This window comes from Streptomyces sp. NPDC001093, from assembly GCF_040298985.1.
In the GTDB taxonomy this organism is placed as follows: Bacteria; Actinomycetota; Actinomycetes; order Streptomycetales; family Streptomycetaceae; genus Streptomyces.
On sequence record NZ_JBEPBF010000021.1, the window covers coordinates 91,209 to 103,439 of the forward strand.

Annotated in this window: 8 protein-coding genes and 2 pseudogenes; 4 read left to right on the forward strand and 6 right to left on the reverse strand. The window is 67.9% G+C overall.

Features of this window, described 5'->3' with window-relative positions; genetic code table 11:
- Nucleotides 1-2 precede the first annotated feature (2 nt).
- Both ABT288_RS13815 and ABT288_RS13820 read right to left on the reverse strand, forming a co-directional pair.
- Nucleotides 3-494: pseudogene (locus ABT288_RS13815) on the reverse strand (CoA transferase subunit A); the annotation flags it as partial.
- A gap of 11 nt (nt 495-505) precedes the next feature.
- Nucleotides 506-1,665, reverse strand: a pseudogene (locus ABT288_RS13820) (alpha-hydroxy-acid oxidizing protein).
- Between the two features lie 111 nt (nt 1,666-1,776).
- Here ABT288_RS13820 and ABT288_RS13825 point away from each other — a divergent pair.
- Nucleotides 1,777-2,811: an Lrp/AsnC family transcriptional regulator gene (locus ABT288_RS13825; RefSeq protein WP_351606410.1), complete on the forward strand. Its 1,035-nt coding sequence runs from the start codon at nt 1,777-1,779 to the stop codon at nt 2,809-2,811.
- Nucleotides 2,812-3,216: 405 nt separating this feature from the next.
- The gene (locus tag ABT288_RS13830) at nt 3,217-4,947 is read left to right on the forward strand and encodes a DUF3533 domain-containing protein (protein ID WP_351606412.1); all 1,731 of its coding nucleotides are present in this window, start codon (nt 3,217-3,219) and stop codon (nt 4,945-4,947) included.
- Between the two features lie 62 nt (nt 4,948-5,009).
- On the opposite strand, the gene ABT288_RS13835 is transcribed toward ABT288_RS13830, so the two are convergent.
- From ABT288_RS13835 to ABT288_RS13850, 4 genes are all read right to left on the reverse strand, one after another.
- On the reverse strand, nt 5,010-5,666 hold the full coding sequence (locus ABT288_RS13835; RefSeq protein ID WP_351606415.1) for a helix-turn-helix transcriptional regulator: 657 nt from the start codon (nt 5,664-5,666) through the stop codon (nt 5,010-5,012).
- A 32-nt stretch (nt 5,667-5,698) separates the two neighbouring features.
- Nucleotides 5,699-6,499: an alpha/beta fold hydrolase gene (locus ABT288_RS13840; RefSeq protein WP_351606416.1), complete on the reverse strand. Its 801-nt coding sequence runs from the start codon at nt 6,497-6,499 to the stop codon at nt 5,699-5,701.
- Between the two features lie 181 nt (nt 6,500-6,680).
- Nucleotides 6,681-7,826: an FUSC family protein gene (locus ABT288_RS13845; RefSeq protein ID WP_351606418.1), complete on the reverse strand. Its 1,146-nt coding sequence runs from the start codon at nt 7,824-7,826 to the stop codon at nt 6,681-6,683.
- 130 nt (nt 7,827-7,956) lie between these two features.
- Nucleotides 7,957-9,645 carry an alpha-keto acid decarboxylase family protein gene (locus ABT288_RS13850; RefSeq protein ID WP_351606420.1) on the reverse strand — a complete coding sequence of 563 codons (1,689 nt, stop codon included), beginning with the start codon at nt 9,643-9,645 and terminating at the stop codon, nt 7,957-7,959.
- Between the two features lie 296 nt (nt 9,646-9,941).
- Between ABT288_RS13850 and ABT288_RS13855 the strand changes: the two genes are divergently transcribed.
- Both ABT288_RS13855 and ABT288_RS13860 read left to right on the forward strand, forming a co-directional pair.
- The gene (locus ABT288_RS13855; RefSeq protein ID WP_351606422.1) at nt 9,942-11,135 is read left to right on the forward strand and encodes a PucR family transcriptional regulator; all 1,194 of its coding nucleotides are present in this window, start codon (nt 9,942-9,944) and stop codon (nt 11,133-11,135) included.
- Between the two features lie 416 nt (nt 11,136-11,551).
- Nucleotides 11,552-12,118 carry a carboxymuconolactone decarboxylase family protein gene (locus tag ABT288_RS13860; protein WP_351606425.1) on the forward strand — a complete coding sequence of 189 codons (567 nt, stop codon included), beginning with the start codon at nt 11,552-11,554 and terminating at the stop codon, nt 12,116-12,118.
- The last annotated feature ends 113 nt before the right edge of the window (nt 12,119-12,231 follow it).

Here is a 12,231-nt window from a genome sequence, read left to right on the forward strand (position 1 = left end):
GCTTACTCCTTTCCGAGCCGGCAGCCGGCAGCCGGCGTTCGGACGGTACGGCGTTCGATCCGCTTGTCCTCTTGGCCGGCTGCGACGATCCGGTCGACGTAGACACCTGGAAGGTGGATGGCGTCCGGCGGAATCTCGCCGGGGTCGACAATGCGTTCCGCCTCAACCAGCGTGATTCGGCCCGACATGGCGCACAGCGAGTTGAAGTTGCGGGCGCCGGCGTGGAAGACGTAGTTGCCGTGGCGGTCGGCGACCTCGGCGCGCACCAGCCCGAAGTCGGCGGTGATGGCCTCCTCCAGGACATGGCGGCGACCGGCGAACTCGCGTACTTCCTTGGGCGGTGAGGCCACCGCCACCGAGCCGTCGGATGAGTACCGCCACGGCAGTCCGCCCAACTCGACCTGGGTGCCGGTGCCTGCCGGGGTGTAGAACGCCGGGATGCCGCTGCCCCCGGCCCGCAGCCGCTCGGCCAGGGTGCCCTGCGGAGTCAACTCCGGAACTCCTGTCAGCGGATGCGGCGGAGTGTGCCGGGCGTGAGGTCGGCGAGGGTGGGGTAGCCGTCGACGGCCATGACGAGATCCGCTTCGGCAAGCAGGGAGCGCAGCACGTGGACGATGCCGTCGGCGCCGTCCAGGGCCTGGCCGTATGCGTAGGGCCGGCCGACGCCTACGGCTGTGGCGCCCAGGGCGATGGCCTTGATGACGTCGGCTCCCGTGCGGATGCCCGAGTCGAACAGAACGGGCATGTCGTCGGCGGCCTCGACCACCTCCGGCAGGGCATCGAGGGCCGGCAGGCCGCCGTTCGCCTGACGTCCGCCGTGGTTGGAGCAGTAGATGCCGTCCACACCCGCGTCCCTGGCGCGGCGGGCGTCATCGGGGTGGCAGATGCCCTTGAGGATCAGCGGCAGATCAGTGATCGAGCGCAGCCAGGGCAGGTCGTCCCAGGTGAGGGGGTTGCCGAAGATCCGCACCCACTCGGCGACCGCGGCCTGCGGGTCGTCCTCCGGGCTGTGGGCGAGCCGGGCGCGGAAGACCGGGTCGCTGGTGTAATTGGCCAGGCAATTTCCGCGCAGCTGAGGGAAATTGCTGACGGCCAGGTCGCGGGGACGCCAGCCGGTGATCCAGGTGTCCAGGGTGACCACGATGCCCTTGAACCCGGCCTTCTCGGCACGGTGGACCAGGCTTTCCGCCAGATCCCGGTCGGTGGGGGTGTAGAGCTGGAAGAAGCCGGGGGTGCCGCCGAACTCCGCGGTCACCTGTTCCATCGGGTCTACGGTCAGGGTGGAAGCGATCATCGGCACGCCGGTGCGGGCAGCGGCGCGGGCGGTGGCGAGATCGCCGTGGCCGTCCTGGGCGCACAGCCCGATCACGCCGATCGGGGCCATGAAGAGCGGCGAGGGCAGGCGTATGCCGAACAGGTCGACCGACAGGTCACGTTCCTTCGCTCCGACCAGCATGCGTGGGACCAGACCCCATTGCTCGAAGGCGGTGACATTGGCCCGCTGGGTGTGCTCGTCCCCTGCGCCGCCGGCGACGTAGGACCGCACCGACGGGGTCATCGCGGCCTGGGCCGGCGGTTCAAGGTCGGCGTAGTCATCGGCAGGCGTGGTACCACCCCGTGCAGGCCGGCGAAGTAGATCTCGTTCTGATAGTCGGCGAACGCCATGATCCGGTCCTCCCGCTCCCGCCCGCCAGATGCGAGCTCATCGACCCACAGTGCGAGACTGGTCAGCAGGAAGAAGGAGAACGCAGGATTCTCGCCATGAGGCCAGTGCTGATGCAGGAAGATGGCAAGCTGCTGAGTGAGGACGACCTCGCGCTGATCCACGCGCTGCAACTCCGGCCGAGGGCCTCGTGGTCCGAGCTCGGCCGGGTCCTCGGGGTGGATCCGGTCACCGTCGCCCGTCGCTTCAACCGCCTCGCTGAGCACGGCATGGCCTGGGTCGGCCTGTCACCCGGCCCGCGCATGTTCGACCAGATGTGCCTCTCCTTCGCCCAGATCGACTGTGCCCCCGGCGCGACCGCCTCCGTCGCCCAGGCCCTCAGCGGTCATCCGCACATGCTCACCATCGAACGCTCCGCCGGTAGCCACGACATCCTCGCCACCGTCGCCACCAGCGACCTTCCCGCGCTGTCCCGCTACACCCTCGACCTGCTCCCGCACGTTCCCGGCATCACCGCCGTCGACGTCCGGATCGTCACCCACATGTTCACCGAGGGCGGCCGATGGCGCATCGCGGCGCTCGCTCCCGACCAACGCGCTCAGCTCACCGCACCGGCCGCGCCCCAGCCGGCCCGGCACGGCGGCGGAGACATCACCGCCATCGACCGCGCTCTTCTCGCCCGCCTGGCACACGATGGCCGCGCCTCCTACCAGGCCCTGTCCACCGACCTGGGCGTCAGCCTGTCCACCGCCAAGCGCCGCGTCGAGCAACTGACCCGGCTCGACGTCCTGCGTTTCCGTTGTGACTTCGCCCGCACCTTCGGGGGCTGGCCCGTCGCCACCACCTTCTGGGCCAAGGTGCCGCCCGCCGACCTGCCCGTCGTCGGACACGCCCTGATCCGCCTGCCCGAAACACGCAACTGCGCCGCCGTCACCGGCCCCCACAACCTCATCGTGCAGGCCAGCCTGCACTCCGTGGACGACGCCCTGCGCCTGGAGACCCAGCTCGCCACCACCCACCCCGGCCTCGACATCGTCGACCGTGTGATCACCCTGCGCCACGACAAGCTCCTCGGCCGCCTGCTCGACCCCTACGGCCGCTCCACGGGCGTCGTCACGCCCGACATCTGGGCCGAACCACAGAACTGACGCCACGTCGTCGCAGAGGTCCACCACACCGGATTCCACGCTCCCGTTCCGCGTCCTCTCCGACCGGACGCGGTGCCTGCGTGCCCCCGAGGAGCAGCTGCCGGGGAACGCGGCGGCGGACCGCTCCGCGCCCTCGACTACGAATTCCTGTAGGCCGTGCCGGCGAATCGGGCCCCTTCGCACGTCATCATCGAAATCCGGTCCTGATCCGCATCGATTCGCTGCGCGGCAATTCGCGGAGACGGACCGCATCGCATCGGAAGGCGTGCGCACCGCACGCGGCACTTCCGCACAGGCATCGGCTCGCACGGACGTCGCTCAGGCCGCGCCGTAAACCGAGCCGCAGACCGTCATTCAGGTCTCGTCCAGCAGCTCCACCTGGAACCCGAAAGGCATCCGACACCCATGAGGATCAATGTTCCCGGCGTGCCGAAGGCCACCGCCCGACACCTGCTGCGCCGACCGAACCTCTGGTTCTTCCCGACGCTCGTCATGATCGCGGTCAGCGTGGTGGTGTCGCTGTCCTGCATCGGAGGCATCATCAACCCCACGGGCAACCTCCACCACCTCCCGATCGCGATCGTCGACGAGGACCAGGCGGTGCACGTCGACGGCCGGAAGGTGCACCTCGGTCCGCAGATCGTCCGGGGCATCACGACCGCGTCGGATTCCCGTCAACGCGTGGAATGGCAGACGCTGAGTCTGCGCGAGGCAGAAGCCGAGATGGACAAAGACGCAGTCTACGGCGCCTTGATCATTCCAGCTGATTTCAGCAGCGGCGTCCTGTCCTTGACCGGCCCCGTCGCGCCCCATGCGACGGCTCCGCGGCAGCCGAGTGTCCACCTGCTCACAAACCCCCGTTCCGGCAGTGTGGCCACCTCCTCGGTTCAAGCCGTCGGAGAGCGAACGACCCACACCGTATCGAGTCGTATCGCCGCGACGCTGGCTGCGCACGTGGAGCCCGCGCACCACACGAGCCGCCGGGCGATCCCGACCGCCGAGAAGATGTTGCTGGCCGGCCCCGTCACGCTGCACACGAGCGAGCATCGCCCTCTCGGCAACCATTCCGGATTCGGCCTCAGCGCTTTTTACGTCAGCCTCGTCCTCACTCTTGGCGCCTATCTGGGTGCGGGTGTCGTCAGCAGTTCGGTCGATTTCGCTCTGGGATATCAGTCAGCCGAGCGCGGACGTCGCTGGTCCAGCAAACTGCCGGTCCCGATTACCCGCACCCAAACACTGGTGGCCAAGACCGCCATGTCGGCCGTCCTGTCACCGGTCACCGCGACAGCAATTTTGCTCACGTGTAAATTCGCCCTTCACATGGATACACCCCACTTCGGTCTGCTATGGATCTATTCCGTATGCGCCTCGATCGCCGTCGGGGTGACCGCTCAGACCATCATTTCGCTGGTCGGAGGACTCGGGTCGCTGGTGGGCATGCTCTTCTTCGTCGCCTTGGCGGTGCCCTCGTCCGGGGGGAGCTTCCCCCTCCAGACCGTTCCCAGCCCCTACCGGTGGCTCGCTCAGTTCGAACCCATGCGGCAGATCGACGACGGCGTTCGCGCGATCCTCTACTTCGACGCCCGGGGCGATGCCGGCCTGACGCGTGGCTGGATCATGATCGCCGTGGGGTGTTTCGTCGGCCTGGCCCTGGGCCTGATCGTCGCGTGGATCCGTGATCACGGCGGTCACCAGCGGCTCACGGGCCACCAGATCACCGCCGCACATGCACACTTCCGCTCCACGGTCTCCCTCGCGGCCACAGCCGGCGGTACACAGCACGAATCCGGTGGAAAGCCCGCTCCCCGAACTGCGGCGCCCGACCGGCGCAACGCCACCGAGCCAACCCCTCCCTCGCAGGCAGCACCCCGCGTCTTCGGCCGGGTACGGAACTCCTACGGAGACGTTGTGCCCCTGGCCGCCGTCACCCTTCTCTCGCTGAACGGGAGCCAACTGGGCCGGATCGGCACGCAATCCGATGGCTCTTACGAAATTGATGCGCCGGCATCCGGAGCCTGCCTCCTTCTTGCTACGGCGGACGACCACCAGCCCCACGCCGCCATCGTTCAGATCGGCGACAGGTCGCGATGCCACGACGTGGTACTGAGCGGACTGAGCGGGACGGTTCCGGCATGACGAGCGGTGGTCCGGCGCCTCCGCCGTTTCGCCTGGTCGGAGTGGGCGGGGCTCGCCCGACGTCACTTGCCTTCTTCGGAGCCGGGGGGCCAGGACGTGGGGCTCAGAATTCCGAGGACATACGCCTTGGCGACCAGCGCGGTCCTGTTCGGCACTTTCAGCAGGCGGCACATCCGGGAGAGATGGTAGTTGACGCCGTCCGCCGTGAGGCCGACCGCCCGGGCGATCAACGCGGAGGTGGCTCCGGACGCGACCAACGCCAGGATGCGTTCTTCTTTCGGTGACAACTCCTGCACCAGATTTGGTTCTGCCCCGTGCGCCATCGGGTCGACGTGCAGGAACACCATGAGCAGCGTCGGAGTGATGACTTCGTCGCTGACCGGTTCCACGGTGAGTTGGCCGGTTCTCGTCACGCCCACGGCGTCCCACTCGACTCGAATCGGGTAGCGGAAACGACGCCCGAATCGAAGCCCCTCCGAGATCTTGAGCAGTGACTCCTCGTCCGGGGAGACCAGCAGATCGAGCAGGTTGAGATCACGCATATGTCCCGGCGTCAGGCCCCACAGGGCAGAAAATGCGGGATTGGTGATCACCAGCAATCCATCGGGCTGGCTGATCGCAGTGGGTGCCGGCGACCGGTCGAGCAGCCGCAGGAACCGGTTCCGCCAGACCGCCATCTCCTGTCGGAGGTCGGTCCATTCTTCCGGTTCATTGATCATGGACCAGTCGCCTCCTGTAACGCGATACGCGATCAATAGCGCTTGTCCTCATGTGCCGAGATCACTCGCTCCGGCGCCTCCAGCGACGGCCAATGGCCCACGTCCGGCAGCTCGAGCAGCCGTGCCCCGGGCACGCAGTCGCGGATCCGATCGGCGATGTGCGCGCCGGAGACCGGGTCCTGAAGACCCCACACGAACTGAAGCGGAAGGTCTGTCCCCTCGAGCGCCTCGACCCAGCGATCGCGGTACGTCTCCCGATCGCGGACATAGCGCAGCAGCAGATGGGAGTTCAGATGTCCGTCGTCACGGCTGTACGTCCGCCACATATCCACGCTGTCGGTCAGCGCGTCGTAGGCGGGTGCGAACGTGACGGCGAGGTCGGTGATGAATCGGTCCAGGTCGACCTGCGCGCTCAGCACGGGACCGAGCTGGGGGTCCAGGAGCCGGCTTTGCGCGTCGGTACGCCGGTGCAGTTCGGGGTAGATGCCGCCATTCATCAGAGTCATGTCGACCAGGGCCACAGACAGCGAGCCCTCCGAACGTCGTGCGAGCAACTCCTGCCCGACCGAGCTGCCGTAGTCGTGAGCGACGACCCGGGTGGCACTCAAGCCGTCGTGCGCCCACAGTGCCTCCACCAGATCGGCCTGCTCCATCAGGGAGTAGTCGTGCTCGCGCGGCTTGGCGGACGCGCCGAAGCCGAGGAAGTCCGGCATCACCAGGGTGTGGTTGCGGGCCAACTCGGGTGCGATCTTGGTCCACTGGTGGGACGACGCCGGGTATCCGTGCAGGAGTGTGAGCGGGGGCCCGCTGCCCATCCGGCGTACGAAGATCATGTGCTCGACGCCGCGCAGGCGGAGAGAGACGTACTCGCCTCCTGACCACCAGGCTTCGACGCCATCGGTTGACCCAGCGGCTGACATTGCGCGCCTCGCTCTCGGCTCACGTGACATGTCTACTCTCCGTGTCTCACGACAGATGTTCATGACAGACGTTCGAGACAGATGCTCGATCGGATCACCGACTCAGTACGCCACGAACGCTGACAACTTCAGCCGCACCTGCTTCTTCGGGTGGCTCTATGCCGTCCAGGTCAGTGAGGAGTCGCTCCACGTCGGCGACGAGCGAACCGTAGACCTGCCATGCGTTCAGATCGGTCAGTGCGCCGCGCTCGAGCAGATCGGTCACCGTCGCATGCCAGGTCAGCATGCGATCGATAGCTGTGCGCAACTGCCTCCGGGCATCGTCCTGACGTGCGTCGGCCGCCACACCGAGAGCGGCATATGTGAGGAAGACCTGCCCTGCCAACTCGAGGGCCTCCCCGTATCGCACTGCGAATCCCTGCTTCAGGCCGTGGTCGGTGCTGTCCTGGTCGAGGCTGTCGGCCAGAGTCCTGGCGATACCTCGCACCTGGAACGACGCCCTTTGGAGAACTTCGAAGGCGTATTCGTAGACTGCGGACATGTGCTGGCGGTGCGCGGCTGCGCGGGCGTTCCAGCGCAGGCTCTCAGCAGCCTTCTGCACCTCGTCGCGAGCGTCCGAGACCTGCCGCTCCAGCTCTCGTGCCCTCTCCAGCCAGAGGTGCGCGTGACTCGCAGACCGTCCTTCCCTCACGTCACGGCCCATGTCCCGCAGCAACGTGCCCGTGCAGCGGGCCAGGCCGCGCACGGCGGCGTCGGACTGGCTGAGATACGTCGGTGGGAAGACCAAGGCATTGACCGCGACTCCCACCGTGGCGCCTGCAAGGGTGGAGACCGCGGGGACGACCACATGCCCGACCGGAGCCGCTGCGGCGGCCGTCAGGCTGATCACCGCAGTCGAAGCGACTTGAAGCCGGTCCTCACCGTTACGACGTCCACCGGTGAACAGCACCACGATCAGGACGGCCACGATGGCTCCGGCGGTGGCCCCCAGCAACCAGGCGGCGGCGACAGCCAGGGAAACACCTGACACCTGGATCGCCACCCGGCGCGCGGCATGGACCACCGAGCTGTACACCGTGGACGCATTGGCCATGACCAACGCCGTGCCGACGCCGAGGAACTGTTGCTGCCCCGGTAGCCACAAGGCGATGAGCTGCCACGCGAGCACCGCTGCGGCCAGGCTCTTCACGCCATGGCGCAGGACGTACTCACTCTCTCTCGCATGGACCGTACTGATCATTCGCAGCGCGGCCGTCCAGGCCCGCGGCATTATCGCCGTGCTTCCATGCCGCGTGCCGGGGAGAAAAGGATCCATAGTGCTGTTTCCGCCGATGGGGTGTCTCGATGGTCGGTCCGGGTGTCGTCGGTGTTCAGCGGTCCGCGTCGGCATCGTGGGCAGCGGCGAGCGACTGCTCCGTGGCCCGCACGAGCACCTCCGGAACGTCCGACGGGGGCAGTACGGCCTCCAGCAGCACCAGGTCGGCCGGATCGGCGGCGCTGGCCAGTGCCGCGCTCAGCTCGGCCGGTGTACTCGCCCGCATGGTGGCCGCCGACTCGCCTCCCATGGCCGCCGGGAGCAGGCTCCAGTTCCATCGGGGAATGTCGTTGTAGCGACGCTCCCCACCGTGGAGTACGTTCTCGATGGTGTAGCGGCCGTTGTTGATCAGAAGCACGATCGGCGTGCAGCCTTCCCGCAGATGGGTGCCGAGCTCCTGAGCGGTCACCTGTGCGGAGCCGTCCCCGATGAGCAGGATCGTGCGCCGCCCGGGCGCCGCGAGCTGTGCGCCGAGGGTCGCCGGGAGGGTGTACCCGATGGAGGCCCACAACGGCTGGCCGATGAAAGTCGCCCCGGCCGGCAGCCGCATCGCCTGCGCTCCGAAGAGCGAGGTGCCCAGCTCGGCGACCACTATGTCGCCCGGCCTCAGGAAGCTCTGGATCGTCGGCCAGAACGTCGCGTGACGCAAGGCTTCCGCGCTGTCGGAGGGCGTCTCGTCGGCCAGGTCATCGGCTGAGGGCGGCGGAAGATCCGGGCGCGCCCACGACCGGCCCGACTCGGCCAGCACCCCGGTCAGCGCACGCACGGCGTCGCGCATCGGCAGGGGAGCGAACACCCGGTCGCCGACATGGGTGGCGCAGGGCTGCATGTCGATGGTCCGCTCCGCGTCGATACGGTGGCTGAATGCAGTGGTGCTGTCGCTGAACCGCACACCGACCGACAGCAGTACGTCGGCCTGCTCGATGGCGGCGAGCACCCGCTTGTCGCTGGCGGCGCCGCTGTAGGTGCCGGTGAAAGAGGGGGCGCTCTCGTCGAGCACGCCTTTGCCCATGGACAGCGTCGCGTTCGGGATCCGGCCGGCAGCGACCAGCTCGGCCACCTCGGCCCGGACACCGAACCGGTCGGCCAGGAAGTCGGCGAGAAGACCGAGTGTGTCGGCCTCGGCCAGCATGGTGCGTGCGGCGTCGGTGAACTCCGCCAGCACCCGGGCCGATGCCTCTGGCGCGGGTACGAGAAGCGGCTGCGTCGGCGGCTCGGCCGGGCTCGCGGCCACGTCGGTGGGCAGTACGAGGTAACCGGGACGCCGTTCCCGTTGGCTGGTGGCCAGCACCCGGTCGATCTCGGCGATCGCGTTGCCCGCGCTCAGGTAGGCCTGGGCCACGGTGACCTCGGCGTGTGCCCGGGCGAAGTGCCGGTAGTCGCCGTCACCGAGGGTGTGGTGGAGCAGCGCGCCGGCCTGTTGCGCTGCCGTGGACGGTGCGCCCACGATGTGGATGACCGGGACGTATTCGGCGTAGGCGCCGGCGATCCCGTTGATCGCGCTGAGCTCGCCCACACCGTAGGTGGTCAGCAGGGCGCCGGCCCCGTTGACGCGGGCGTAGCCGTCGGCTGCGTAAGCGGCGTTGAGCTCGTTGGCGTTGCCGACCCAACTGATGCGGTCGTGCTCGACGATGCGATCGAGGAAGGCCATGTTGTAGTCGCCCGGCACGCCGAACACGTGCTGGACACCGATCTCGTCGAGCCGGGCAAGAAGGTGGTCGCCAACGGTGTAGTCGCCTGTCATGTCTGACCTCGGTTTCCGGCAGATGCGCCTGTTCCACGGGTTTTTCGCTAACGGTTCGAGCATTTCACTGCATAACGGACAAAACTACGGCGAAAGCCTGGAGATGCTGAGCCAGGATTTGTGGAATCCACGAGCCCGGGTGCTGTCGGGCCAAGCGTTCGCCGCTCACTCTTCGACCTCACGGTTCCCCGTGTCGGCACCTCCCCGTCGGCCGATCTTCTGTCCGAGATTTGAGATTTTCACCACTCGGTGCTCTGGATCTACGGTGAAAAGCCGGAAATGCTAGGGTCAAGTTCGTGGAATCCGAGAACCCGGCACTGTCGACGCCCCTCACGGGCGCGGCCCGGAACGCCGTTGCTCAGATCTGCGCGCACATCACCGACGACCTGCCGGTGATCAGTCTCGAGGTCGTCCGGCGAATCCGGGCCGAGATCCCCGACTACGCCGTCGTGCCTACGGAGGAACACCGGGACTTCGTGCTGTACCAGGGCCGCATGCTGTTCGCCGGCATCGCCGAGCAGCGGCCGCCGGGGGAGGAGCAGATTGCGCACGCCCGGGAGCTGGGGCGGCGGCGTGCCGAGCAGGGCCTGCCCATCGAACTCATGCTCGGGGCCTACCACGTCACCTTTCGCGAGGCGTGGAACCTGATCCTGCAGCGGGCCACGGCCGACCACCCCGAGCACGTCGGCGACCTGACGCATCTGGTCACGCTCATCTGGACCTGGATCCGGGTCCTCACCGGCAACGCATCCGAGGCCTACGGCGAGGAAGTCCGGCGCGCTCAGGTCACCCGGGTCACGCTCGCCCACCGTCTGTTCGCCGCACTCACCGCCGACCCCGTCCAGGTGGAGGCGGCGGCCCCCATGGCCCAGTCGCTCGGCTACCGAGTCGACGGCGAGTTCCAGGCGCTGTGCCTGCCCGCCGAGGACTGGCAGGACGACCGCACCGAACAGCTGCGCCTTCGGCTGACCGCCCTGACCGGCGAACTCCACTGCGCCACCGCCGGCACCCGGCTCCTGGTCCTGGGTCAGCGGCACGACCCGGACGCCGTGGCCGCAGCCGCCGCGGCCATCCCGCCGCGGCGGGACGCCACCGCGATCGGCGTCGGCCTGTCCCGCCCCGGCCTGGCCGGGGCGGCGGACAGCATCACCGACGCGACCCAGGCGCTGTCCCGGACGGGCGAACAGTGCCGTGTCGTGTACTTCGCCGATGCCTGGCTCGCCGCCGGCCTCGGCGGGCAGGCCACCCGCTTGGCTCCGCTGTTCACCAAGGCCGTGGCCACGGCGCGCACGGACCCCCACCTGGCCCAGGCCGTGGTCGCATTCGCAGACCACGGCCTGTCGGTGGCCGCCGCGGCCCGCGGGTTGCACCTGCACCCGAACTCGCTGGCTTACCGGCTCGGCCGGTGGCACGAACTCACCGGATTCGATCCACGCAGCGGCGACGGACTCGTCGCGTCCCTGGTCGCACTCCGTCTCTACCGGACGTGACGGAGGATTCCGTCACCCTTGTCTGCCGTGGGGTGTGCGCCGCAGGCGGACCGCTCACGACAATCACGGCGAGGGTCGACGGCGGGTCGGCACGAATGTTCCATCGAGCCGAGCAGCCTCGCCCGCGCCCGGTCGCGGTAGCACTCTGACCGGAATGCGACTCCATGCCGATTGGCATAAGCACTACGAGAATTTGTAGTCGAGCTTGGGTGCGTCACGGTCACGCAAGCCTAGATTGGCAAATGCAGGCAATCGACCCGCAGTCCGGCGAGGGCGGCCAACCATTCGAAATGGTGTGGACCTCGAAGACGCGGAGAGTGGTATGGCATGCGGCCTGACGGCCCGGCATACCGAGTGGCCCATCCACTGCCGTCGCAGAGCAGCACTTCACCGTCGCATTCCCAGAAGGAGCCGTTGTGTCCCGTCTTACCTACCCCGACCGGCAGGACTTTCCCAAGGAACTGCGTGAGTTCCTCGACCAGCTGCCGCAGCACGCGGCATTCGACATGCTGTCGCACTCGCAGGCCACCGTCGAGATCTTCCTCCGGCAGGGCCAGGCGCAGTTCACCCAGCTGGCGCTCTCCCCGCGAGACCGTGAACTGACCATTCTGACCACGGCCAGCGCCACGGACTGCGCATACGAGTTCACCCAGCACGTGCCGATCTCAGCGTCCGTCGGTGTCTCGGACGCCGTACGGGACGCGATCGAGCGCAAGGACTTCGACGCCCCGGAGCTGTCCGACGATGACCGCGCAATCATCCGCTTCGTGGCCGCGGTCATTGCCGCCCCGACCGTTTCCGACGAGATCTTCTCCGCGGTGAAGGAGCGCCTCACTCCACGCGAGATCCTCGAGATCATGCAGGTGACCGGGTTCTACTGGTCCTTCGGACGGGTCTGCACCGTTCTCGATGTCGAGGTCGAGAAAGACCATGGTGATGCCGTGATCGACGCGAGCCGGCGCATGCAGGTACCGGCGAAGTGACGTGGGGTGGGGGGGCCCGGGGGGGGCGCCCCCCCCCCGAACACCGGCGGGGGGGGGGCGGGGCTCCGGGAAATATCGACCGCCCCATTTTGGGGGTGTTTTTGGGGGACAAA

Bases quoted from the DNA above. Each gene is read 5' to 3' on its own strand.
- ABT288_RS13825 (WP_351606410.1), top strand. From the start codon at position 1,777: ATGCAGGAAGATGGCAAGCTGCTGAGTGAGGACGACCTCGCGCTGATC.
- ABT288_RS13830 (WP_351606412.1), top strand. From the start codon at position 3,217: ATGAGGATCAATGTTCCCGGCGTGCCGAAGGCCACCGCCCGACACCTG.
- ABT288_RS13835 (WP_351606415.1), bottom strand. From the start codon at position 5,666: ATGATCAATGAACCGGAAGAATGGACCGACCTCCGACAGGAGATGGCG.
- ABT288_RS13840 (WP_351606416.1), bottom strand. From the start codon at position 6,499: ATGATCTTCGTACGCCGGATGGGCAGCGGGCCCCCGCTCACACTCCTG.
- ABT288_RS13845 (WP_351606418.1), bottom strand. From the start codon at position 7,826: ATGATCAGTACGGTCCATGCGAGAGAGAGTGAGTACGTCCTGCGCCAT.
- ABT288_RS13850 (WP_351606420.1), bottom strand. From the start codon at position 9,645: ATGACAGGCGACTACACCGTTGGCGACCACCTTCTTGCCCGGCTCGAC.